Here is a 22,115-nt window from a genome sequence, read left to right as displayed (position 1 = left end):
AATTTGCTTGGCGACCATAGCGTTGTGGACCCACCTGACTCCATGCCGAACTCAGAAGTGAAACGCAATAGCGCCGATGGTAGTGTGGGGCTTCCCCATGTGAGAGTAGGACATCGCCAGGCTTTAATTTCGCACTTGCTTAGTATCTAAGCAAGTCACCATAAATCTTTAAGTTTTCTTAGAGTTTTATGTTGACTTTCAAAGTGGGAAGCGTATTATACGCACCTCGCTGAGGCACTTAAGGTGCTGAAAGCTCTCTCTTTTTAGAGAATTGCTCTTTAACAATATAAACCTATCAATCTGTGTGGGCACTCGTTGATGATAATCAAATTAGATACCTCGGTATCAAATTAGGTTTTCAATGAACTGAGTGACCAATCAAGTCGAAAGACTTGGCACAGTCAATTCATTATCGTTCTGTTGGAACGATAATAGCTTTAGATTACTTAAGGTAGTTTAAAGTCAGTATTCATTGAGCCGACAAAATCTTAAATTGAAGAGTTTGATCATGGCTCAGATTGAACGCTGGCGGCAGGCCTAACACATGCAAGTCGAGCGGAAACGAGTTAACTGAACCTTCGGGGAACGTTAACGGCGTCGAGCGGCGGACGGGTGAGTAATGCCTGGGAAATTGCCCTGATGTGGGGGATAACCATTGGAAACGATGGCTAATACCGCATAATAGCTTCGGCTCAAAGAGGGGGACCTTCGGGCCTCTCGCGTCAGGATATGCCCAGGTGGGATTAGCTAGTTGGTGAGGTAATGGCTCACCAAGGCGACGATCCCTAGCTGGTCTGGAGAGGATGATCAGCCACACTGGAACTGAGACACGGTCCAGACTCCTACGGGAGGCAGCAGTGGGGAATATTGCACAATGGGCGCAAGCCTGATGCAGCCATGCCGCGTGTGTGAAGAAGGCCTTCGGGTTGTAAAGCACTTTCAGTCGTGAGGAAGGTGGTGTAGTTAATAGCTGCATCATTTGACGTTAGCGACAGAAGAAGCACCGGCTAACTCCGTGCCAGCAGCCGCGGTAATACGGAGGGTGCGAGCGTTAATCGGAATTACTGGGCGTAAAGCGCATGCAGGTGGTTAGTTAAGTCAGATGTGAAAGCCCGGGGCTCAACCTCGGAACTGCATTTGAAACTGGCTGACTAGAGTACTGTAGAGGGGGGTAGAATTTCAGGTGTAGCGGTGAAATGCGTAGAGATCTGAAGGAATACCGGTGGCGAAGGCGGCCCCCTGGACAGATACTGACACTCAGATGCGAAAGCGTGGGGAGCAAACAGGATTAGATACCCTGGTAGTCCACGCCGTAAACGATGTCTACTTGGAGGTTGTGGCCTTGAGCCGTGGCTTTCGGAGCTAACGCGTTAAGTAGACCGCCTGGGGAGTACGGTCGCAAGATTAAAACTCAAATGAATTGACGGGGGCCCGCACAAGCGGTGGAGCATGTGGTTTAATTCGATGCAACGCGAAGAACCTTACCTACTCTTGACATCCTCAGAAGAGACTGGAGACAGTCTTGTGCCTTCGGGAACTGAGAGACAGGTGCTGCATGGCTGTCGTCAGCTCGTGTTGTGAAATGTTGGGTTAAGTCCCGCAACGAGCGCAACCCTTATCCTTGTTTGCCAGCACTTCGGGTGGGAACTCCAGGGAGACTGCCGGTGATAAACCGGAGGAAGGTGGGGACGACGTCAAGTCATCATGGCCCTTACGAGTAGGGCTACACACGTGCTACAATGGCGCATACAGAGGGCGGCCAACTTGCGAAAGTGAGCGAATCCCAAAAAGTGCGTCGTAGTCCGGATTGGAGTCTGCAACTCGACTCCATGAAGTCGGAATCGCTAGTAATCGTGGATCAGAATGCCACGGTGAATACGTTCCCGGGCCTTGTACACACCGCCCGTCACACCATGGGAGTGGGCTGCAAAAGAAGTGGGTAGTTTAACCTTCGGGAGGACGCTCACCACTTTGTGGTTCATGACTGGGGTGAAGTCGTAACAAGGTAGCCCTAGGGGAACCTGGGGCTGGATCACCTCCTTATACGAAAGATTATTGCGATGAGTGTTCACACAGATTGATTAGGTTTGTAAGTTAAGAGTAAGGAAACCTTTTCCAGATGGGGCTATAGCTCAGCTGGGAGAGCGCTTCGCTGGCAGCGAAGAGGTCTGCGGTTCGATCCCGCATAGCTCCACCATCTTTAAGTGTTTTCTCTCGAGAATATTTAAAAATGGTTACTTATTTAAAGTAATTAGCTCTTTAACAATTTGGAAAGCTGACGAATAAGAATTGATTATTCTTATTTAATTAAAAGTTCTCAAATCCTAACTTTCTTTGAAACATAAGAGAATTAGGTACCAACACACATTCAAGTGTTCTTGGGAATAGCGAAAGCTATTCATATTTGAGTCCGGCAAAATCGAGTCTGCACATGTATAAAAATTGCAGACAACTTTGGTTGTTTGACCGTTTGCTTTCACTTTTCAAAAGTGAAGACAAATAGAAAGACCCTTTGGGGTTGTATGGTTAAGTGACTAAGCGTACACGGTGGATGCCTTGGCAGTCAGAGGCGATGAAAGGCGTAATAACTTGCGATAAGCCCAGATTAGGTAGTAATAACCTGTGAGTCTGGGATTCCTGAATGGGGAAACCCACCTGCATAAGTAGGTATCGCTGAGTGAATACATAGCTCAGCGAGGCGAACCGGGGGAACTGAAACATCTAAGTACCCCGAGGAAGAGAAATCAACCGAGATTCCGAAAGTAGCGGCGAGCGAAATTGGATTAGCCCTTAAGCTTTTAATGAGACAGGTGAAGGCTCTGGAAAGTGCCGCGATACAGGGTGATAGCCCCGTAACCGACATCTCATCATCAGTGAAATCGAGTAGGGCGGGACACGTGATATCCTGTCTGAATATGGGGGGACCATCCTCCAAGGCTAAATACTACTGACTGACCGATAGTGAACCAGTACCGTGAGGGAAAGGCGAAAAGAACCCCTGTGAGGGGAGTGAAATAGAACCTGAAACCGTGTACGTACAAGCAGTAGGAGCACCTTCGTGGTGTGACTGCGTACCTTTTGTATAATGGGTCAGCGACTTATATTCAGTGGCAAGGTTAACCGTTTAGGGGAGCCGTAGGGAAACCGAGTCTTAACTGGGCGTTCAGTCTCTGGATATAGACCCGAAACCAGGTGATCTAGCCATGGGCAGGTTGAAGGTTGAGTAACATCAACTGGAGGACCGAACCGACTAATGTTGAAAAATTAGCGGATGACTTGTGGCTAGGGGTGAAAGGCCAATCAAACCTGGAGATAGCTGGTTCTCCCCGAAATCTATTTAGGTAGAGCCTCGGATGAATACTACTGGGGGTAGAGCACTGTTAAGGCTAGGGGGTCATCCCGACTTACCAACCCTTTGCAAACTCCGAATACCAGTAAGTACTATCCGGGAGACACACGGCGGGTGCTAACGTCCGTCGTGGAGAGGGAAACAACCCAGACCGCCAGCTAAGGTCCCAAATTATAGCTAAGTGGGAAACGATGTGGGAAGGCTTAGACAGCTAGGATGTTGGCTTAGAAGCAGCCATCATTTAAAGAAAGCGTAATAGCTCACTAGTCGAGTCGGCCTGCGCGGAAGATGTAACGGGGCTAAGCTATAAACCGAAGCTGCGGCAATATACTTTGTATATTGGGTAGGGGAGCGTTCTGTAAGCCGTTGAAGGTGAACTGTAAGGTTTGCTGGAGGTATCAGAAGTGCGAATGCTGACATGAGTAACGATAAAGGGGGTGAAAAACCTCCTCGCCGGAAGACCAAGGGTTCCTGTCCAACGTTAATCGGGGCAGGGTGAGTCGACCCCTAAGGCGAGGCCGAAAGGCGTAGTCGATGGGAAACGGGTTAATATTCCCGTACTTCTTACAATTGCGATGGGGGGACGGAGAAGGCTAGGTGGGCCTGGCGACGGTTGTCCAGGTTCAAGTGCGTAGGCTTGAGAGTTAGGTAAATCCGGCTCTTTTTAAGGCTGAGACACGATGTCGAGCTACTACGGTAGTGAAGTCATTGATGCCATGCTTCCAGGAAAAGCCTCTAAGCTTCAGATTGTAAGGAATCGTACCCCAAACCGACACAGGTGGTCGGGTAGAGAATACCAAGGCGCTTGAGAGAACTCGGGTGAAGGAACTAGGCAAAATGGTACCGTAACTTCGGGAGAAGGTACGCTCCTCGCGGTGAAGTCCCTTGCGGATGGAGCTATGGGGGAGTCGCAGATACCAGGTGGCTGCAACTGTTTATTAAAACACAGCACTGTGCAAAATCGTAAGATGACGTATACGGTGTGACGCCTGCCCGGTGCCGGAAGGTTAATTGATGGGGTTAGACTTAGGTCGAAGCTCTTGATCGAAGCCCCGGTAAACGGCGGCCGTAACTATAACGGTCCTAAGGTAGCGAAATTCCTTGTCGGGTAAGTTCCGACCTGCACGAATGGCGTAATGATGGCCACGCTGTCTCCACCCGAGACTCAGTGAAATTGAAATCGCTGTGAAGATGCAGTGTACCCGCGGCTAGACGGAAAGACCCCGTGAACCTTTACTACAGCTTGGCACTGAACATTGACCCTACATGTGTAGGATAGGTGGGAGGCTTTGAAGACGGTACGCCAGTATCGTTGGAGCCGTCCTTGAAATACCACCCTTGTAGTGTTGATGTTCTAACGTTGGCCCCTTATCGGGGCTGCGGACAGTGCCTGGTGGGTAGTTTGACTGGGGCGGTCTCCTCCCAAAGAGTAACGGAGGAGCACGAAGGTGGGCTAATCACGGTTGGACATCGTGAGGTTAGTGCAATGGCATAAGCCCGCTTGACTGCGAGAATGACAATTCGAGCAGGTGCGAAAGCAGGTCATAGTGATCCGGTGGTTCTGAATGGAAGGGCCATCGCTCAACGGATAAAAGGTACTCCGGGGATAACAGGCTGATACCGCCCAAGAGTTCATATCGACGGCGGTGTTTGGCACCTCGATGTCGGCTCATCACATCCTGGGGCTGAAGTCGGTCCCAAGGGTATGGCTGTTCGCCATTTAAAGTGGTACGCGAGCTGGGTTTAGAACGTCGTGAGACAGTTCGGTCCCTATCTGCCGTGGGCGTTGGAAGATTGAAGGGGGCTGCTCCTAGTACGAGAGGACCGGAGTGGACGAACCTCTGGTGTTCGGGTTGTGTCGCCAGACGCATTGCCCGGTAGCTAAGTTCGGAATCGATAACCGCTGAAAGCATCTAAGCGGGAAGCGAGCCCTGAGATGAGTCTTCCCTGGCACTTTAAGTGTCCTAAAGGGTTGTTCGAGACTAGAACGTTGATAGGCAGGGTGTGTAAGCGTTGTGAGGCGTTGAGCTAACCTGTACTAATTGCCCGTGAGGCTTAACCATACAACACCCAAAGGGTTTTGATGGACTCAAAGCAAGAACTTTGAATGTGTATTTAGACTTTTAAATCAGTTTTCCAGATTTATTGTTTTCAGATTTTCAGAAAATCTGAAGGCAAAACAGAATTTGCTTGGCGACCATAGCGTTGTGGACCCACCTGACTCCATGCCGAACTCAGAAGTGAAACGCAACAGCGCCGATGGTAGTGTGGGGCTTCCCCATGTGAGAGTAGGACATCGCCAGGCTTTAAATTAAGGAACCACGTTGTAAAACGTGTTTGCCACTGCGGAGTGGTAGTTCAGTTGGTTAGAATACCGGCCTGTCACGCCGGGGGTCGCGGGTTCGAGTCCCGTCCACTCCGCCACTTATTAGAAAACCCGATGTGAAAGCGTCGGGTTTTTTATTATCTAAGATTTGGTTGCTCCCTTTTCAAGGGAGTCGAGTCCCGGTTGGATGCAACCCCAGCCACTCCGCCATTTATACTAAGCCCTAGTCGGAAGACTAGGGCTTTTTTACGTCTTTAACTTATTGAATTTCTACACTCTCGATTCAATAGATACAAAAAAGGCGGTATTTCTACCGCCTTTGTTCAATGTTTATCGCCTATTCAAACAAGTCTTCATGCAGTGCTTTTACCGCATCTTTAGCTTCGCCTTCGTCTAGAAGGAAGCAAAGGTTGTGAGGGCTTGCGCCGTAGCAAATCATGCGGATATTGAAGCTGTCTAGAGTATCGAATACTTCCGCAGCAGAGCCTTTGGTTTCACTCATTTGGTTGCCGATAAGCGCGACAAGGCTAAGCCCTTGTTTAACCTCAACAGTACAAAGCTGTTCTAGTTCTTGCTGTGCTTCAAGTGGGAGCTCTGGTGCACCGCCACCCGTATCAGTTTGATCAAGTGTTAGAGAAACACTGACCTCAGAAGTCGTTACTAGATCAACAGAGATCTTGTGTTTAGCAAGCACTGTAAACACGTTTGCCAAGAAACCATAGGCTTGGAACATACGAGGGTTACGCAGTGTTACCATGGTTTGGTTATTGCGCAGAGCTAGCGCGCGGAATAGAGGTGCGCTCTCTACGGTTTGTCGTACCCAAGTGCCACCTTCTTGTGGTGCTTTCGATGAACCTACAAAAACTGGGATTTGATGACGCAGTGCAGGTAGTAGTGTTGAAGGGTGCAGGATCTTGGCACCGAAGTTAGCCATTTCAGAGGCTTCACTGAAGCTGATCTCTGGGATAGGACGAGCGTTTGGTGCAATGCGTGGGTCGGTCGTGTAGATACCAGGTACGTCGGTCCAGATTTCAAGACCTGCAGCTTCTACGGCTTCAGCGATAAGTGCAGCGCTGTAATCACTACCACCACGACCTAATGTCGTTGTCTCGCCATCTTCATCAGAGCCGATAAAGCCCTGTGTAACTACAACATGTTGCTTGCAAAGAGGAACCAGCTTCTCGCTCGCTGCTGCTTTGGTTGCTTCGATGTTTGGTTCTGCTTTACCGTAATCACTGTCTGTCTTAAGCGCTTCACGAATATCAAAACGCACCGCATCGATACCACGTTCTTGCATTAGGCGAGTAAGGATGTGTGTCGACATACGTTCACCACATGCCACTAGGTGGTCGGTAAGCTTTGGAGTCGCTGCAATGCAAGCGGCTTCCGATAGCGTCGCTACCTTTTCGATCAGAGCGTCTACACGTGCTTCAATAGAGCTGACATCATTAAGCTTTGACATGATTTCGGTATGGATATCGCGAAGCTTGCTAATGAGCTCAGCGCGACGAGTCTCGACTTTAACGCCATTTGCAAGTTCAACCAAGATGTTGGTCACGCCTGAACAAGCGCTGCTAACAACTAATTTGGTTTGCGGGTTATTTTCGATGATTTCGGCACAACGGCTCATGGCTTCGAAGTTGGCGACGCTAGTTCCGCCAAATTTAGCTACATTGAATGCGCTCACAGTGTTTCTCCAGGACTTCCAGTTAAAGTTTAAGGTTGGTAACCCAACATCCGATGTTTGAAGAGAGAAATAGAGCAGAGGAATATGAATATTAGAATAGACCTCAGAAGCTCTTCACCAACTACTGGTGACAGTTAAAGGGATTCAGCCCATTTAACCGACAAACTAAATCCGACAATTTTAGTTCATCTCGGCACTGCTCCCCATGAGTGAATTGTATTGAAGTTGCGGCTTCACAAATCACTTGCCTGGGCAGTGCTCCTCTTCCGCTGCAGCATCGATAACGTCAATGAAAACGATTGGCTGCAGATAGTGTGTTTATTCAACGTTTTTGCGTGTCAAAAGTCAATGGATGTTTATGCATTTCACATGAAAAACTTGAGTGGTTGGATGTTGCAAAAATGTTGTTTTTTCGCCATTGTAGATGGCATTGACGTCCAAAGTGATGTTTTTCCCAACAACTACAATAACCTAATAGGATAACTGCCCATGACCATTTCAAGCTTTGTGCCCCCCTCACCGAACCCTAATGGGACCTGGCCCATCCGATATCTATCCGCAAGTGTTGCAGGCCTTAAGCCGCCCAACGATAGGTCACCTTGATCCGCTTTTTATCGGGATGATGGATGAGTTGAAGGCGCTACTGAAATACGCGTTCCAAACCGAGAATGAATTTACAATCGCGGTCTCGGCTCCGGGTAGTGCGGGTATGGAAACTTGCTTTGTAAACTTAGTCGAGCCGGGCGATAAGGTTATCGTGTGCCGTAATGGCGTGTTTGGTGAGCGCATGCGTGAGAACGTAGTTCGCTGTGGCGGTGAAGCGATTGTAGTGGATGATGAGTGGGGAGCACCTGTTTCGGTATCGAAAGTCGAACAGGCGATGGCTGAGCATCCTGATGCGAAGATCCTAGCGTTTGTGCACGCTGAAACCTCTACTGGTGCAGTGAGTAATGCTAAGGCGTTAGGTGCGCTTGCTAAGCAGCACAACATGCTATCTATTGTGGATGCAGTGACCTCGCTTGGTGGTGTTCCACTATTGGTAGACGAGTGGCAGTTGGATGCCGTTTACTCAGGTAGCCAGAAGTGTTTGTCTTGTGTTCCTGGTTTGTCTCCAGTCACCCTGTCTCCTGCAGCCATTGAGGTCATTAAGTCCCGACAAGCGCCTGTTCAGAGCTGGTTTTTGGATCAGAGCTTGGTGTTAGGTTATTGGAGTGGGGAAGGTAAGCGCAGCTATCACCACACAGCACCAGTAAACAGCCTTTACGCGCTTCATGAGTCCTTGGTACTTTTGAAGAATGAAGGCCTAGAGAATGCGTGGCAGCGCCATAAAGATATGCATATGTTGCTACGGGAAGGGCTCGAAAACCTGGGGCTGAGTTTTGTGGTTGAAGAGCAAAGTCGTCTGCCGCAGCTTAATGCTGTCTATCTCCCTGAGGGCATGGATGATGCTGCGGTAAGGTCGCAGCTGTTAGAAGAGTACAACCTTGAGATCGGTGCAGGTCTTGGTGCGCTCGCTGGAAAAGCATGGCGTATTGGTTTGATGGGTTATGGAGCCCGAAGAGAGAACGTCGCGCTTTGCTTGAAGGCTCTAGAGACCGTGTTGAAGTAAGCTCAGTCCTTCAAACATAAAAAAGCCGAGAGTGTTACCACTCTCGGCTTCTGTTTTTTAGACTTGCTAATTAAAGCGCAGCAATAGTTTGCTTTTGCTCTTCAAGCTTAACTAGCGTTTCTTTGTAGCCTTCTAGCTTCTCACGCTCTTTAGCAACGACTGCTTCAGGTGCTTTTGCTACGAAGCCTTCGTTGCCTAGCTTACCTTCGATACGCTTGATCTCGCCTTGAGTCTTAGAGATCTCTTTCGCTAGACGATCCAGCTCAGCGTCTTTGTCGATAAGACCTGCCATTGGGATCATCAGCTCAGACTTACCAACCAGTGCGGTTGCACATGCTGGTGTCTCTTCGCCTTCAGCCAGTACCTTGATGTCTTCTAGTTTAGCTAGCGAAGCGAGTACCGCTTTGTTTGCTTCTAGGCGTGCAGCGTCTTTCTCATCAGCAACTTTCAGCATCACGTCTAGGCCTTTGCTTGGTGCGATGTCGTATTCTGCACGAAGGTTACGGATGCTAGTGATGAATGCTTTCACCCACTCGATGTCATCAAGCGCTTCTTGGTTGAAGTTAGCTTCTTCAAACTGAGGTAGAGCTTGTAGCATAATTGTGTCGCCTTCAACACCGTCTACTAGCGGCTTAACGCTTTGCCAGATAGTCTCAGTGATGTATGGCAGTACTGGGTGAGCAAGACGAAGAGTCTTCTCAAGTACGGTGATCAGCGTGCGACGTGTACCGCGTTGCTGTGCTTCGTTACCTTTCCATAGAACTGGTTTTGTTAGCTCTAGGTACCAGTCACAGAATTGGTTCCAGATGAACTCGTAGATAGTGTTCGCTGCCATGTCTAGACGGTAGTTGTCTAGGTGCGCGTTAAACTCTTTTGCTGCTAGTTCAAATTGAGATTCGATCCACTTGTCTGCTAGTGAGTACTCGATGTCACCTTCGCCGAAGCCACAATCTTGGTCTTCAGTGTTCATCAGTACGTAACGGCTTGCGTTCCACAGCTTGTTACAGAAGTTACGGTAACCTTCAAGACGCTTCATATCCCAGTTGATATCACGACCGGTAGACGCCATTGCTGCAAGAGTGAAGCGAAGTGCGTCTGTACCGTATGGTTCAATGCCATCTTCGAACGTCTTACGTGTGTTTTTCTCGATCTTCTTCGCTAGTTGAGGCTGCATCATGTTGCCAGTGCGTTTCTCAACTAGAGACTCTAGGTCGATGCCATCAATCATATCGATTGGATCAAGCACGTTACCTTTTGACTTCGACATCTTGTCGCCGTTCTCGTCACGGATTAGACCTGTAACGTAAACTGTCTTAAATGGTACTTGCGGCTTACCGTTTTCATCTTTACAGAAGTGCATGGTCATCATGATCATGCGCGCAACCCAGAAGAAGATGATGTCGAAACCTGTTACCAGTACGTCTGACGGGTGGAAGGTTTTTAGATCTTCTGTGTTTTCTGGCCAGCCTTGCGTGCCGAATGTCCATAGTGCAGAAGAGAACCAAGTATCCAGTACATCATCGTCTTGACGCAGTACAACAACTGGAGCCAAACCGTTCTTTTCACGAACTTCTTCTTCAGTGCGACCTACGTAAACATTGCCGTCGTTGTCGTACCATGCTGGAATACGGTGGCCCCACCATAGCTGACGAGAGATACACCAGTCTTGAATGTCGCGCATCCAAGAGAAGTACATGTTTTCGTATTGCTTAGGTACGAACTGGATTTCGCCGTCTTCAACTGCTTTGGTTGCTGTTTCAGCAAGAGGGGCAGTGCGAACGTACCATTGGTCGGTTAGCATTGGCTCAATAACCACACCACCACGGTCACCGTAAGGGACTGTTAGGTCATGATCTTTGATCTCATCAAGAAGACCCAGCTCTTCGAATTCTGCCACGATAGCTTTACGAGCCGCAAAGCGCTCCATGCCGTGGTATTTCGCTGGAAGCTCGGTTGCGTATGCATCGCTTGCTTCACCGTTGGTGTTAAATACTTCAGCGGCGTCACGGATGTTGGCATCGAAGGTTAGGATGTTGATCATCGGCAGTTGATGACGTTTACCTACCTCGTAGTCATTGAAATCGTGTGCAGGTGTGATCTTCACACAGCCCGTGCCTTTTTCCATATCGGCATGCTCGTCACCCACGATAGGGATGCGGCGATCAACGATAGGAAGCAGGATTTCTTTGCCAATAAGATCTTTGTAGCGCGGATCTTCTGGGTTTACGGCAACGCCAGTATCACCAAGCATGGTTTCTGGACGTGTTGTCGCAACAACGATGTAGTCTTTGCCTTCAGCGGTCTTAACGCCATCCGCTAGTGGGTAGCGGAAGTGCCACATGTGGCCTTTTTTGTCTTTGTTTTCTACTTCTAGATCTGAGATTGCTGTGTGTAGCTTTGGATCCCAGTTAACCAGACGCTTACCGCGGTAGATGAGGTCATCTTCGTATAGGCGAACAAAGACTTCTTGAACGGCGTTAGACAGGCCGTCATCCATAGTAAAGCGCTCACGATCCCAGTCTACAGAAGCACCTAGGCGACGAAGCTGTTTAGTGATCGTGCCACCAGACTCGCCTTTCCATTCCCAGATTTTGTCGATGAACGCGTCACGACCGTAATCGTGCTTAGTTTTGCCTTCTTCTGCAGCGATCTTGCGCTCAACAACCATTTGCGTTGCGATACCCGCGTGGTCGGTACCTACCTGCCAAAGGGTGTTTTTGCCTTTCATGCGCTCAGCACGGATCAGAGTATCCATGATGGTATCTTGGAAAGCGTGACCCATGTGTAAGCTACCAGTGACGTTCGGTGGTGGGATCATGATGCTGTATGATTCTTTAGATGTGTCACCGTGTGGCTTAAAGTAGCCTTTCTCTTCCCAAGTCTGGTACAGAGCTTGTTCGATAGATTGTGGGTTATATGTCTTTTCCATAGCTTTCTTGGATACTTACTTTAATCTGTGAAAGAAATTTGCCAAACCTTATAAATAAACGAGAGTGTGTCGCGCTTACTTATAAGGATTGACCTTGATTAGGATTCTGAATGCTGAATCTCAATGGTTTGTAGCTGATAGCCCGCTTGACGGTAAATTTTATACCTTTCTCGCGCAACTTGCTTAGCTTTTTCTTCGCAAGGGACGAAGTCTACCACTTGACCAAAGGAGTTCGCAAAGGTTGCGTGACTATTGGCCATATTTATTACCAATTGACGGTTCCAACTGGGTTTAAGCCCCTCAAAACCAATTTCAACAGGCGTGCCATTCTTGGGTCCTTCACCCACCAAGTTATGGGCAATGAACTGCTCAGGCGAGACTTGCCAGAAGAATTCCGCTACCGCTTCCGCATGCTGCCTGTCGGTGCAATTAATGTAGAGTTTGGCACCTTGCCCTACGAAGTGACGACTGAGAAAGTGCGCATAGGCAAACCAGCCTTGCTCTGTCGCTTGCTCAGAGTTTTCACCAATAATGTAGAACGTTGCCGTATTCATATCGTTACTTCTGTATACCGAGGGTTTGCTGGTGCCCAAAACTAAAAAAGGGCCTTGCGGCCCTTTTTATGATTACTCTTCAGTCTCTTGGCCACTGCGGTTAAGCAAGAATTGGACAAGTAGTGAGACTGGACGACCGGTAGAGCCTTTCGCTTTACCCGACTTCCATGCTGTACCAGCGATATCTAGGTGAGCCCAGTGATACTTCTTCGCAAAGCGCGATAGGAAACAGCCAGCAGTGATAGTACCGCCAGGGCGGCCGCCGATGTTTGCCATGTCTGCAAACGGGCTAGCCAGCTGTTCTTGGTACTCGTCAGCCATAGGTAGACGCCAAGCACGGTCACCTGCTTGCTCAGAAGCGTTAACGAGCTCGTGAGAAAGTGGGTTGTGGTTAGAGATAACACCGCTGATGTGGTGACCCAGTGCAATAACACAAGCACCAGTTAGCGTAGCCACGTCAACAACACACTCTGGTTCGTAGCGCTCAACGTACGTTAGTGCATCACACAATACTAAGCGACCTTCCGCATCCGTGTTCAACACTTCAACCGTTTGACCAGACATGGTGGTTAAGATGTCACCAGGGCGGTAAGCGTTACTACCAGGCATGTTTTCACAACCAGCGAGTACCGCTACAACGTTAATTGGTAGGTTCAGCTTCGCTAGCGCTTTCATGGTACCGAATACAGACGCTGCACCACACATGTCGTACTTCATCTCATCCATACCTTCACCCGGTTTTAGTGAGATACCGCCTGAGTCGAACGTTAGACCTTTACCAACAAGCACGATAGGTTTCGCGTCTGGATCTGGGTTGCCCTTATATTCCATGATGGACATCATAGATTCGTTCTTAGAGCCACGACCAACCGCTAGGTAAGAGGTCATACCCAGTTTTTCCATCTCTTGCTCACCGATGATCTTAGTTGTCACGGTGTCATAGTCATCTGCAAGACGACGTGCTTGAGAGGCTAGATAAGCAGGGTTGGCAATGTTTGGTGGCATGTTGCCAAGGTCTTTTGACGCTTTCACACCAGATGAGATAGCAAGGCCGTGGGCGATCGCTTTTTCGCCTAGGTTTAGTTCACGGCGAGTTGGTACGTTAAATACTAACTTGCGCAGCGGACGACGAGTTTCTGGCTTGCTGCTCTTGAACTGGTCAAATGTGTAAAGACCATCTTTGGTTGCTTCAACGGCTTGACGCACTTTCCAGTACGTATCGCGACCTTTAACGTGAAGTTCTGTTAGGAAGCACACCGCTTCCATTGAACCGGTTTCGTTCAGCGTGCTGATGGTTTTTTGGATAATTTCTTTGTATTGGCGCTCGCCAAGCTCACGCTCTTTACCACAACCTACGAGAAGAACACGCTCTGATAGTACTCCTGGTACTTGGTGAAGAAGAAGCATTTGGCCCGGTTTACCTTCAAGGTCACCACGGCGAAGCAGCGAGCTGATATAGCCATCACTGATTTTGTCCAGCTGCTCTGCAACTGGAGAGAGACGACGTGGCTCGAAAACACCAACGACAATGCACGCACTGCGTTGTTTCTCTGGACTGCCACTTTTTACACTAAACTCCATGCGTACTCCTACATCCTAAAGACAAATAGAACTAAATGTTAGATAATCGATTATTAGTGTTTGAAATTTATGTGCCAATTCGGCCTATAATCTAAAGATAAGAATCGATCAAAAAAGTAAAAAATAAAAGGTTTACCCGAAAACTATAGCGATTCAATCAAAAAAACAAGTTTTGTATAGGTGTTTTCACTGTGATTATTGTTAGATATTTGATCAGAGAAACAGTTAAGAGCCAGTTAGCCATCTTTTTCGTGCTCTTTCTCGTGTTTTTCAGTCGTCAATTTATCCAAGTGCTTGCTGACGCGTCAGATGGAAGTATTCCCGCTGGGCTCATCATGACGTTAGCGGGCATCAGTATGCCAACCATGGGGCTTTTGATGTTCCCGTTGAGTATATACATAGGCATATTGGTAACTTTTGGGCGTCTATACGCTGAAAGTGAAATTACCGTTATGAATGCCACGGGCATTGGCAACAAATTCCTTATTCGTGCCGCTATGTATCTAGCGGTTATTACCACGACGTTGGCCGCTGTGAACGCATTTTGGCTCGCGCCATGGACTCAAGAACAAGAAGTACAGATTCGTGAGAAGCTTGCGTCTGAAAACTCAGTTGAACTGCTGCAAACAGGCAGTTTTCAACGCACACCGGACGGCTCGTCGGTCGTGTTCATTGATGATATTCGCAATCGCAAACTAGAAAACGTGTTTGTGGCACAGCTTAGCCCTCGTGATTCTGTATTACCGAGCGTGATTTCGGCGAAGTCAGGCGATGTGAAGGAGCTTAGTGATGGGCGACAGATCATCGCGCTATACGATGGCGTTCGCTACGAAGGCGTTCCCACTCGTTTGGAATACATGATTACCGACTTCTCGGAATACGAAGGGGTGATAGGCCAACGAGAAGTTCAGCAAAGAGGGCGTTCTTGGATGGCGATACCAACGCTCGACCTTATCAGTGATCCGACACCGAAAGCACAAGCTGAGCTGCACTGGAGGATTTCACTTGTGGTTTGTATCCCTCTGCTCACCATGCTGGTGGTGCCTTTATCTGCCGTGAATCCACGACAAAGCAAGTTTGCTAAAATGGGACCTGCGATCTTTGTTTATTTTGCGTATTTTATGGCAATCAGTGCGATGAAGTCCGCATTAGAAGATGGCGCATTTCCAACGTATATTGGTCTGTGGCCCGTCAATTTTGCCCTATTGGTGGCAGCGATAGGCGTTAACACATGGGATACCGTACCTGTTCGACGATTCAGAGAAAATTGGCGTCGTAAGCGGTTTAAGAAGCAAGAGGTAGCCTAAGCGTGTTTAGAATCTTAGACGTCTATGTTGGTCGTACTATAATCACCACCATTTTATTGGTGCTGTCGGTCTTTGTTGGTTTGTCAGCGGTGATTAAGTTTGTAGAGCAGTTGCGCGCGGTGGGTGAGGGCAGCTATGACATGTTGTCCGCGGTCTATTTTGTGTTATTGAGTATGCCGCGTGACATTGAGCTGTTTTTCTCAATGGCTGCATTATTGGGCTCGCTGATAGGCCTAGGTATGCTCGCTAGTAGCTCAGAGCTTGTGGTCATGCAGGCCGCCGGTATTTCAAAAGTCCGCATCGGATTCTCCGTGCTGAAAACCGCTCTGCCCCTTATGCTTGTGGTTATGGCTCTCGGTGAATGGGGGGCGCCAACGACGCAGCAAATGGCTCGTGATTTAAGGCTTGAGGCGATCTCGGGCGGCAGTATTGTTTCAGTCCGCAATGGGGTTTGGGCTCGTGATGCCAATGATTTTATTTTTATTTCTAAGGTCGATGGGCAATCGATCGAAGGACTGAATTTATGGCGCTTCGATACCGATAAACATTTGACCACGACCATTTATGCCGACAGTGCCGATTACTTGGGTGACAACCTTTGGGAAATGCATGGCGTTCATGTGACTGACATGGCGAATGATGTTGTGTTGCGTAAAGAGACCATGGAGACACAAGAGTGGCGCACGTCACTGGTACCCGACAAGTTGGCGATCGTTACAGTTGACCTTAATGAGCTACCTTTAAGTGGGTTGTGGGACTATACGCAATATTTGAAAGCGTCAGAGCAAGATGCTTCTCGTTATGAGCTCGCTTTCTGGCGCAAAGCGACGCAGCCTATTTCCGTTGCGGTTATGATGTTGATGGCATTGTCCTTTGTGTTTGGACCGCTTCGTAGCGTTACCATGGGTGCGCGTATACTTTCGGGTGTTGTTGCTGGCTTTACCTTTTATATTTCTAGCGAGTTCTTTGGTCCCGTTAGCTTGGTTTATGGCATCTCACCATTGTTTGGTGCGCTAGGGCCAAGCTTAGTGTTCTTGACGATTGCATTGCTGTTATTGAGAAGAAAACTCTAGCCACTCATCACTGTTTTAATTCATTAAAAAAGGCTCCTGACGGAGCCTTTTTTCTAACTGATCATTATGGTCGCGAGACCAAGGGAATACCGATAAACCGACAACATCTGTGATGGTAGTTAACGCCATCCCTCCTGCTAACGCAGGGTCAATGTTCATTTTCTTGAGAAGAATTGGGATAGTTACGCCTGCAACCCCAGCGACCAATAGGTTGGTCATCATTGCTGCAGAAATAATACCGCCTAACATCCAATCGCCTTTCCAGGCAACAACGATACCACCTATAATCAGTGCCCACAGTATGCCGTTGAGAAAACCGATAGCGGCTTCTTTTAGTAATAGCTCTCGGCGGTTACTGTCACCAATGTGCCCGAGCGCCAATCCACGGATTACAAGTGCCACTGTTTGGTTACCGGCAACCCCACCCATTGAAGGCACAATTGTCATCAGGACGGCAATTGCTGCCATTTGCTCTAGCGTTGCCTCAAACATATTTGAAACCGAGGCAGCAGCAAGTGCAGCGAGTACGTTAGCACCTAACCATACACTGCGACGCCTTGCCGATTTGACCACTGGAGCAAAGGTGTCTTCATCATCATCCATGCCCGCCATACTCATCATTGAGTGTTCTGCGTCTTCTCGAATGATATCAACCACATCATCGATGGTGATACGACCGACGAGGTGATGTTCACTATCGACAACCGGTGCGGAGACCCAGTCACGACGTTCGAACAGCGATGCTACATCAGAGTCACTGGTTTCGACGTGAATTGCTTCATCGGCATCGTCCATGACGTCACTGACTTTGATATCAGGCTGAGTGGTTAACAAAGTGGTCAAAGAAAGGTGACCAATCAGCATATCGTCTTCGTCGATAACATACAGCGCATCAGTGGCTTCTGGAAGCTCCCCTTTCATACGCAAGTAACGCAATACCACATCGACATCAACATCACTACGAATGGTAATGAAGTCGGTATTCATAATACCGCCAGCGGTATCCTCGGGGTACGATAGTGCGGTTTCGACACGCAGTCGATCGACGGCATCCATCTGTGAAAGAACTTCGCGAGAGACATTGTCAGGAAGGCTACGTAGGACGTATGCAACGTCATCGGTATCCATGCCCTCAGTCGCTTCTGCAAGCTTCTCTGGTGCCATTTTAGAGACAAGGGCGTCTTTTACATCCTCGTTGAGTTCATCGAGGATTTCACCATAGTCTTCAGGATCGGTAAGTTGCCACAATACCTCACGGCTTTTTCGTGGAGAGGCCTCTAAAAGGTGGGCAATATCTTCAGGCTCCATGTCCTGAAGTTGTCTACGAACGAATACGAAGCGGCCGTTTTCCAGCGCTTCAGTGACTTCTTGGAGGGTTTGGTGAGCTTGATCGAATTCTATTTGCTCTGCCATGGATGCCCCCTACACTCAACTGCTTTTTAATGTACTGAATATTAGCCTAATTCTGCTTGTTAATTAATAAGAAGTTATGAATGAGGAGAAAGTTTTTATCTTGAGGGTGGGAGTGTTTAGATACTATTCATCTTCATCGAAGCGATGCTCAACTAGGTCGCATACCGCGTTGAGCGCTTGCTCTGCTTGAGTGCCTGTCGCTTTAATGGTGATATTTTCACCTTGAGCCGACTCGAGCATCAGAAGGCCCATGACGCTATCGGCCGTGGCTTCTTTCTGTTCGTGGTTACATATGGTCACTGTGGCATCAAAACTCTGCGCAAGTTCAACCAGTTTAACCGCTGCGCGGGCATGTAGACCAAGACGGTTAAGAATAAGAACAGTGCGTGAGTGAGACATGTAAATTCCTATTGGTTTTTTTCTAGCGAGGCGTGACGGATTTTGACTTTGTGCCCAAGCTGTTCGAAGTACTCACCAATTTGTTGAGTAATGTAGACTGAGCGATGCTTACCACCGGTGCAACCGATCGCAACCGTAAGGTAACTGCGGTTGTTTTTTTCTAACAGAGGAAGCCAGCGCTCAACGAACCCTTGGATCTGCTGCTTTAGTTCGATGACGTCTGGATAAGATTCAAGGAAAGACTTAATCGGAGCGTCGAGCCCTGTCATTGGGCGCAGCTCTGGCTGCCAGTGTGGATTAGGCAGAAAGCGCACATCAAACACATAATCAGCGTCGCTTGGCATACCGAACTTAAAGCCAAAAGATTGGAAGACCATGACAAGCTCTTTCTTCTCTCGACCTTCTAGTTGAAAGCGTATGGTTTCACTTAAATCATGAATCGACTGCTCACTTGAGTCGATAATGAAATCTGCTTGCTCTTTGATTGGGGCAAGGAGAGCGTGCTCTAAGTCGATAGCTTGCTCTAGAGACAGCTTGTCTTCTCTTTGTGAAAGCGGATGAATTCGACGAGTTTCACTGTATCGAGTGAGTAGTACTGATTTGCTGGCATCCAAAAACAGCAGCTTTACATCATGCTTGAGACTAAGTTGGTCGAGTGTCAGTGATAGCTGAGCTAGATTCTTGGGTAAGTTTCTAATATCAATACTTACCGCGACACTTTGCTGAGTATCTTGCGTTGAATCGACAAAAGGACCGAGAAGGTCGACGGGAAGGTTGTCGACGCAGTAGTAGCCAGAGTCTTCTAACACACGAAGAGCGACACTTTTGCCAGCTCCTGAGTGTCCACTTACCACAACCAAACGCATGTCAGCTTTCTTCCTTGATTAGTGACTAACGATGATGTCGTAAAGCTCTTGGTCACTCTGAGCATTACGAAGTTGTTTTAACACTGCTTTGTCGTTAAGACGTTCAGCCATGCAAGAAAGTGTCTTTAGATGCTCTTTGCATTGCGCGTCTGGCACAAGCAGGGCGAACATAAGATCGACAGGACGATTGTCAATGGCATCAAAGTCGACGGCATCTTGGCATTGCAACAATACGGCGACGGCTTTATCGCTGTCTTGCATACGAGCGTGAGGAATGGCGATTCCATTGCCGATACCGGTACTGCCCACTTTTTCGCGGCTGAGCATACACTCGAACAGTTCCGTTGAGTTCTGTCCTGTGTGCTCTGCTGCGATCTCACTAATGATTTCTAGGGCGCGCTTTTTGCTCGTACAAGGGACTGCACTTTTGGTGCAGTCCAATGTTAATACTTCACTTATTTGCATTTTAGTGATTACTTAATTTTTCTTTATGCTTATTCAGTTGTCTAGTTAGCTTATCTACCAACGAGTCAATCGCAGCATACATACTCTCATCATTAGAGGCTGCGTGAATTTCAGCTTGATTTACGTGGAGCGTAGCTTCGGCGATCTGGTCTAATTTTTCAACTTTTAAAACCACATGAATGTTATTTATATGCTCAAAAAAGCGCTCGAGCTTCTGAAATTTACTGTGAACGTAGTCTTGCATTGAATCAGTGAGATCAACATGGTGGCCTGTAATTTGAATTTGCATAGACTTTCCTTCTTAGTTAATGACCTTAAAGTAGGCGTTTTCGCTGACTGGAAGGGGCGATGCCCAGAGATTCACGGTATTTCGCTATGGTTCGCCTAGCGACCTGAATTCCTTGGTCAGCGAGTTGAGCTGCGATTTTACTATCGCTCAATGGCTTGGCTGGGTTTTCCGCAGCAACAAGCTTCTTGATTAGGGCGCGGATGGCGGTTGAAGAGCATTCGCCGCCATTGTCTGTTGAGACATGGCTAGAGAAGAAATATTTGAGCTCAAAAATACCGCGCGGAGTATGCATATATTTTTGTGTGGTGACACGAGATATGGTGGACTCGTGCATGTCGACGGCAAGCGCGACGTCATTGAGCACCATGGGTTTCATGGCCTCTTCACCGTATTCAAAGAAGTCGTGTTGATGCTCTACAATGCACTTAGCTACTTTGAGCAGCGTTTCATTGCGGCTCTCTAGGCTTTTGATCAGCCATTTGGCTTCTTGAAGGTTTGAGCGAATATACTGGCTGTCTGCACTGTTGCCAGTACCCAGCTGAGCATATTGTTGGTTCACCTTGAGCTTAGGTACGCTGTCAGGGTTGATCTGTACCACCCACTTTCCGCGGTCTTTAAACACGGATACGTCAGGAACGACATATTCCGTTTCATCTGGGGTAATTTTACTGCCGGGTCTTGGGTCGAGCTGTTGAATCAGTTTTAGAACTTCGCGAAGCTCTGCTTCTTTAAGCTTGGTTTCTTTGATAACGAGTTTGTAATCTCGGTTACCCAACTGATCAATGTGGTGAGTAAGCACTAATTTGGCTTCAGCCAACCATGGCGTATCCTCAGGGAAGGTGGCAAGTTGCAGCAGTAGGCAGTCTTGAAGATTGAGCGACGCGATACCGAGTGGATCAAACTGCTGTATGCGTTTGCGAACCGCTTCAACTTCATCAAGCTCGACATCTTCAATATCGACACTCTCAAGAATGTCTTCACAGGATAGGGTAAGATATCCGTAGTCATCTACTGCGTCGATAATAGCGAGAGCAATGGCTCGATCGGTCTCTGTGAAAGGCGTTAAATCGAGTTGCCAGACGAGGTAGTCCTGCAGTGACTGTGTCGTCTCACCTTGATAGATCGGCATATCATCATCAACGGCGATACCTGTGTTACCTGTGTTGGCACTGTAGACGTCGTCCCAAGTGGTATCCATCTCGAGTTCGTTGGAAATCTCTGATTTTTCAATCTGTTCAGAGCTGTCCTTGAGATCGGGCTCGCTAGCGACCTCTGCAGTAGTGCCCTCATCTTTGCTGTCTGAGCTCGCTTTCTCTTCGTTGTTCGATTCTTCGGAAGATTCTTCGACATCGAGAAGAGGGTTTGAGTCCAGTGCCTCTTGGATCTCTTGCTGCAAATCGAGCGTGGACAACTGCAGCAAGCGGATTGCTTGTTGCAATTGAGGCGTCATTGCTAACTGTTGACCTAGCTTGAGTTGTAATGAGGGTTTCATGCAGTGTTATGGGCCTATTATAAATATTGTATCCGTGCCTATTAAATCATAGTCTGAATTGTTCACCGAGATAAACCTGTTTTACGTGTTCATTATTGAGAACATCTTCAGGACTTCCTTCAGCGATCAAGTGACCTTGACTTACGATGTAGGCTTTTTCGCAGACATCTAGCGTTTCACGCACATTATGGTCGGTGATAAGGACACCCAACCCTCTGTCGCGCAAGTGTTCAATGATTTTCTTTATATCAATTACAGAGATTGGGTCAACCCCAGCAAATGGCTCATCGAGCAGAATAAACTGCGGGTTTGCAGCCAGAGCTCTAGCGATTTCTACACGTCTTCTCTCACCACCGGAGAGGGCCATGCCTGCGCTTTTGCGGATATGCTGAATATTAAACTCATCAAGCAAATCTTCCAGTCGGTCCTGTCTTTGCTCTTGAGTGAGCTCATTGCGGGTTTCAAGAACCGCCATAATGTTGTGTTCAACACTCAGCTTACGGAAGATGGATGCTTCTTGAGGTAAGTAGCCAATGCCCATTTTGGCGCGGCTATGCATAGGCAAAATGCTGATGTCATTGTCATCGATAGTGATCGTGCCTTCATCGCGAGCGACCAGACCAACGATCATGTAAAATGAGGTTGTTTTACCTGCACCATTCGGACCAAGCAGACCGACAATTTGACCTGACTCTACAGACAGGCTCACGTCGGATACGACCTTGCGGTTTTTATAGCTTTTCGCCAAATGCGCGGCTTTAAGTAACGCCATACTG

Annotated in this window: 13 protein-coding genes, 2 tRNA genes, 4 rRNA genes, 1 pseudogene and 1 riboswitch; of the genes and pseudogenes, 9 read left to right on the top strand and 11 right to left on the bottom strand. The window is 48.1% G+C overall.

Annotation, left to right across the window (positions count from 1 at the left end):
• Window positions 1–6 precede the first annotated feature (6 nt).
• The 6 genes from rrf (AC6I8Y_RS14965) to AC6I8Y_RS14940 all read left to right on the top strand — a co-directional run bounded on the left by rrf (AC6I8Y_RS14965) (window position 7) and on the right by AC6I8Y_RS14940 (window position 5,773).
• Window positions 7–122 (top strand): 5S ribosomal RNA (rrf, locus tag AC6I8Y_RS14965).
• A gap of 368 nt (window positions 123–490) precedes the next feature.
• Window positions 491–2,043 (top strand): 16S ribosomal RNA (locus AC6I8Y_RS14960).
• Window positions 2,044–2,121: 78 nt separating this feature from the next.
• Window positions 2,122–2,197 (top strand) — tRNA-Ala (locus AC6I8Y_RS14955).
• Between the two features lie 327 nt (window positions 2,198–2,524).
• A 23S ribosomal RNA gene (locus tag AC6I8Y_RS14950) occupies window positions 2,525–5,412 on the top strand.
• 126 nt (window positions 5,413–5,538) lie between these two features.
• A 5S ribosomal RNA gene (rrf, locus tag AC6I8Y_RS14945) occupies window positions 5,539–5,654 on the top strand.
• The 16S, 23S and 5S rRNA genes sit together here with 2 tRNA genes alongside, the layout of an rRNA operon.
• 42 nt (window positions 5,655–5,696) lie before the next feature.
• A tRNA-Asp gene (locus tag AC6I8Y_RS14940) sits at window positions 5,697–5,773 on the top strand.
• Between the two features lie 239 nt (window positions 5,774–6,012).
• Here the strand turns inward: AC6I8Y_RS14940 and lysC are convergent.
• Window positions 6,013–7,362, bottom strand: coding sequence for a lysine-sensitive aspartokinase 3 (lysC, locus tag AC6I8Y_RS14935; protein WP_498020437.1), 1,350 nt, complete (start codon window positions 7,360–7,362; stop codon window positions 6,013–6,015).
• A gap of 99 nt (window positions 7,363–7,461) precedes the next feature.
• A riboswitch (Lysine riboswitch) is annotated at window positions 7,462–7,636 on the bottom strand.
• Window positions 7,637–7,891: 255 nt separating this feature from the next.
• On the opposite strand from lysC, the gene AC6I8Y_RS14930 reads away from it, so the two are divergent.
• Complete coding sequence (locus AC6I8Y_RS14930; RefSeq protein ID WP_498020436.1) at window positions 7,892–8,971, top strand: pyridoxal-phosphate-dependent aminotransferase family protein; 1,080 nt, start codon at window positions 7,892–7,894, stop codon at window positions 8,969–8,971.
• A 70-nt stretch (window positions 8,972–9,041) separates the two neighbouring features.
• Here the strand turns inward: AC6I8Y_RS14930 and AC6I8Y_RS14925 are convergent, their stop codons facing one another.
• The 3 genes from AC6I8Y_RS14925 to pepA form a co-directional block, all read right to left on the bottom strand.
• Window positions 9,042–11,900, bottom strand: a complete 2,859-nt coding sequence (locus tag AC6I8Y_RS14925; protein ID WP_498020435.1) for a valine--tRNA ligase — start codon at window positions 11,898–11,900, stop codon at window positions 9,042–9,044.
• 98 nt (window positions 11,901–11,998) lie between these two features.
• A complete protein-coding gene (locus AC6I8Y_RS14920; protein WP_128650056.1) occupies window positions 11,999–12,454 on the bottom strand; it encodes a DNA polymerase III subunit chi in 456 nt (151 codons plus the stop codon).
• A 72-nt stretch (window positions 12,455–12,526) separates the two neighbouring features.
• Window positions 12,527–14,035, bottom strand: a complete 1,509-nt coding sequence (gene pepA / locus AC6I8Y_RS14915; RefSeq protein WP_234495096.1) for a leucyl aminopeptidase — start codon at window positions 14,033–14,035, stop codon at window positions 12,527–12,529.
• 191 nt (window positions 14,036–14,226) lie between these two features.
• On the opposite strand from pepA, the gene lptF reads away from it, so the two are divergent.
• Both lptF and lptG read left to right on the top strand, forming a co-directional pair.
• Entirely contained in the window at window positions 14,227–15,342 is a 1,116-nt protein-coding gene (gene lptF / locus AC6I8Y_RS14910) for an LPS export ABC transporter permease LptF (RefSeq protein ID WP_042473175.1), read from the top strand.
• A gap of 2 nt (window positions 15,343–15,344) precedes the next feature.
• Window positions 15,345–16,415 (top strand): LPS export ABC transporter permease LptG, encoded by a 1,071-nt coding sequence (gene lptG, locus AC6I8Y_RS14905; RefSeq protein ID WP_498020434.1) that lies wholly within the window; start codon window positions 15,345–15,347, stop codon window positions 16,413–16,415.
• Between the two features lie 53 nt (window positions 16,416–16,468).
• Here lptG and mgtE read toward each other — a convergent pair.
• From mgtE to lptB, 7 genes and pseudogenes are all read right to left on the bottom strand, one after another.
• Window positions 16,469–17,828 (bottom strand): annotated as a pseudogene (gene mgtE, locus AC6I8Y_RS14900) (magnesium transporter).
• Between the two features lie 123 nt (window positions 17,829–17,951).
• Window positions 17,952–18,227 (bottom strand): HPr family phosphocarrier protein, encoded by a 276-nt coding sequence (locus AC6I8Y_RS14895; RefSeq protein WP_042473181.1) that lies wholly within the window; start codon window positions 18,225–18,227, stop codon window positions 17,952–17,954.
• An 8-nt stretch (window positions 18,228–18,235) separates the two neighbouring features.
• On the bottom strand, window positions 18,236–19,093 hold the full coding sequence (gene rapZ / locus AC6I8Y_RS14890) for an RNase adapter RapZ (RefSeq protein ID WP_394150918.1): 858 nt from the start codon (window positions 19,091–19,093) through the stop codon (window positions 18,236–18,238).
• 18 nt (window positions 19,094–19,111) lie between these two features.
• Window positions 19,112–19,558, bottom strand: coding sequence for a PTS IIA-like nitrogen regulatory protein PtsN (ptsN, locus tag AC6I8Y_RS14885; RefSeq protein ID WP_042473185.1), 447 nt, complete (start codon window positions 19,556–19,558; stop codon window positions 19,112–19,114).
• Between the two features lies 1 nt (window position 19,559).
• On the bottom strand, window positions 19,560–19,847 hold the full coding sequence (gene hpf, locus AC6I8Y_RS14880; protein WP_338165434.1) for a ribosome hibernation promoting factor: 288 nt from the start codon (window positions 19,845–19,847) through the stop codon (window positions 19,560–19,562).
• Window positions 19,848–19,872: 25 nt separating this feature from the next.
• Window positions 19,873–21,339, bottom strand: coding sequence for an RNA polymerase factor sigma-54 (locus AC6I8Y_RS14875; RefSeq protein WP_498020433.1), 1,467 nt, complete (start codon window positions 21,337–21,339; stop codon window positions 19,873–19,875).
• Window positions 21,340–21,385: 46 nt separating this feature from the next.
• The gene (gene lptB, locus AC6I8Y_RS14870) at window positions 21,386–22,111 is read right to left on the bottom strand and encodes an LPS export ABC transporter ATP-binding protein (protein ID WP_042473193.1); all 726 of its coding nucleotides are present in this window, start codon (window positions 22,109–22,111) and stop codon (window positions 21,386–21,388) included.
• Window positions 22,112–22,115: the final 4 nt, after the last annotated feature.

Source organism: Vibrio sp. KUL78, from assembly GCF_059725505.1.
Note: the sequence above shows the minus strand (reverse complement) of the source record. Positions and strands in the feature narration are given on the sequence as shown.

Excerpts from the sequence above, each read along its gene's own strand:
- AC6I8Y_RS14930 (WP_498020436.1), top strand. The coding sequence starts at position 7,892 with ATGGGACCTGGCCCATCCGATATCTATCCGCAAGTGTTGCAGGCCTTA.
- AC6I8Y_RS14925 (WP_498020435.1), bottom strand. The coding sequence starts at position 11,900 with ATGGAAAAGACATATAACCCACAATCTATCGAACAAGCTCTGTACCAG.
- AC6I8Y_RS14920 (WP_128650056.1), bottom strand. The coding sequence starts at position 12,454 with ATGAATACGGCAACGTTCTACATTATTGGTGAAAACTCTGAGCAAGCG.
- pepA (WP_234495096.1), bottom strand. The coding sequence starts at position 14,035 with ATGGAGTTTAGTGTAAAAAGTGGCAGTCCAGAGAAACAACGCAGTGCG.
- AC6I8Y_RS14895 (WP_042473181.1), bottom strand. The coding sequence starts at position 18,227 with ATGTCTCACTCACGCACTGTTCTTATTCTTAACCGTCTTGGTCTACAT.
- rapZ (WP_394150918.1), bottom strand. The coding sequence starts at position 19,093 with ATGCGTTTGGTTGTGGTAAGTGGACACTCAGGAGCTGGCAAAAGTGTC.
- ptsN (WP_042473185.1), bottom strand. The coding sequence starts at position 19,558 with ATGCAAATAAGTGAAGTATTAACATTGGACTGCACCAAAAGTGCAGTC.
- hpf (WP_338165434.1), bottom strand. The coding sequence starts at position 19,847 with ATGCAAATTCAAATTACAGGCCACCATGTTGATCTCACTGATTCAATG.
- AC6I8Y_RS14875 (WP_498020433.1), bottom strand. The coding sequence starts at position 21,339 with ATGAAACCCTCATTACAACTCAAGCTAGGTCAACAGTTAGCAATGACG.
- lptB (WP_042473193.1), bottom strand. The coding sequence starts at position 22,111 with ATGGCGTTACTTAAAGCCGCGCATTTGGCGAAAAGCTATAAAAACCGC.